Raw genomic sequence first — 1092 nt, 5'->3', positions numbered from 1 at the left:
CGGAACAGAGGGAATGTCAGCCAAACAGCGAGAGAACTGAATCTGCACAGGCAGTCATTATTATACAGGCTTCGAAAAATCGAAACATTAACCGGTTGCAACCTTGTTAATTCAGACGATACGTTTTTAATAGACTTGTCAATAAGACTGCACATGATCAGTGCAGCCAGTGATTCCAAAACGATGTTATAATAAGAGCCGGCCCAAAATGATAGTTCCCATATTCTTGAGGAACCCATGATGTTAATTGAGCATAACACAATTACAGAGATGCGTTATATCATTGTATTTCCAGTGACATACAGTTTGCGGACATTCAAACCGTTAATTGCTGAAATACCAGCGAAATTTTGTCCTCCCAATTCTCCAGAGGTGACAGTTTACAGACATAGAGGTGCAAATGTCCGTTAAACACCCCTAAACAAAGGAGAAAGGGCCGGCCCTTTCTCCTTTCTCAGTTATATTAATTGTAAAATATCGTTCTAATTATTAATAGGATAATCTTTTGAAACATTAACCAATGTATCTAAAGCCATTTTTGAATAATCATCTTCTTTACTTTCGAGCTGCTCTTTCATTTCTTGTACAGCGGTTTTTAAAGACTGTTCATACGATGGAATATTTCCGTTATATGTATTTAAGACGGATGAAGGCACCCAGACCTTTTCATTTTCTGCGAGTGCCTTTCTTTCATGAAACAATGGTACGTTAATTTGATTAGGATTGTGCAGATCACCTTGTTTAGGGTGTTTTAATACGGCCAATACTTTTATTAGCGTTTTGTCCCCTTTTTCCTGCAAAATCTCTCCGACATACAATCCCGTTTTATATGGAGCTTTCACTATATTGTTTTCGGCCATTTTAGCTGCCCCCTTATGTAACATTCTTATTTTTTATTTTACCAAAGAATTGGTTTTCTTTATAATGTTTAAAAATTTTATTTTATTACGGTACGTAAAATTTTAGGTTCTATGTCAAATGTTGGGGTAGGAGTGCCTTACTCCTACTCCTTTATCCTACTTGAAATTCCGTTATTTTATATTGGTGATGTAATAAGACACGTAACCTTAAACGATCATAACGCTTGAAGCC

At 36.4% G+C, this 1092-nt stretch carries 2 protein-coding genes; one reads left to right on the top strand and one right to left on the bottom strand.

Features of this window, described 5'->3' with window-relative positions; translation table 11 throughout:
* The coding region (locus ACE1TI_RS21835; RefSeq protein ID WP_375009604.1) for a helix-turn-helix domain-containing protein at positions 1–192 on the top strand (192 nt) is incomplete at its 5' end.
* A 290-nt stretch (positions 193–482) separates the two neighbouring features.
* Here the strand turns inward: ACE1TI_RS21835 and kapB are convergent.
* A complete protein-coding gene (gene kapB / locus ACE1TI_RS21830) occupies positions 483–860 on the bottom strand; it encodes a kinase-associated lipoprotein KapB (protein ID WP_375009603.1) in 378 nt (125 codons plus the stop codon).
* Positions 861–1092 lie beyond the last annotated feature (232 nt).

Origin of the sequence: Alteribacillus sp. JSM 102045 (assembly GCF_041949975.1) — a bacterium.
In the GTDB taxonomy this organism is placed as follows: Bacteria; Bacillota; Bacilli; order Bacillales; family Marinococcaceae; genus Alteribacillus.
The sequence above is the reverse complement of the archived record's forward strand: the minus strand, read 5'-3'. Positions and strand labels throughout refer to the sequence as shown.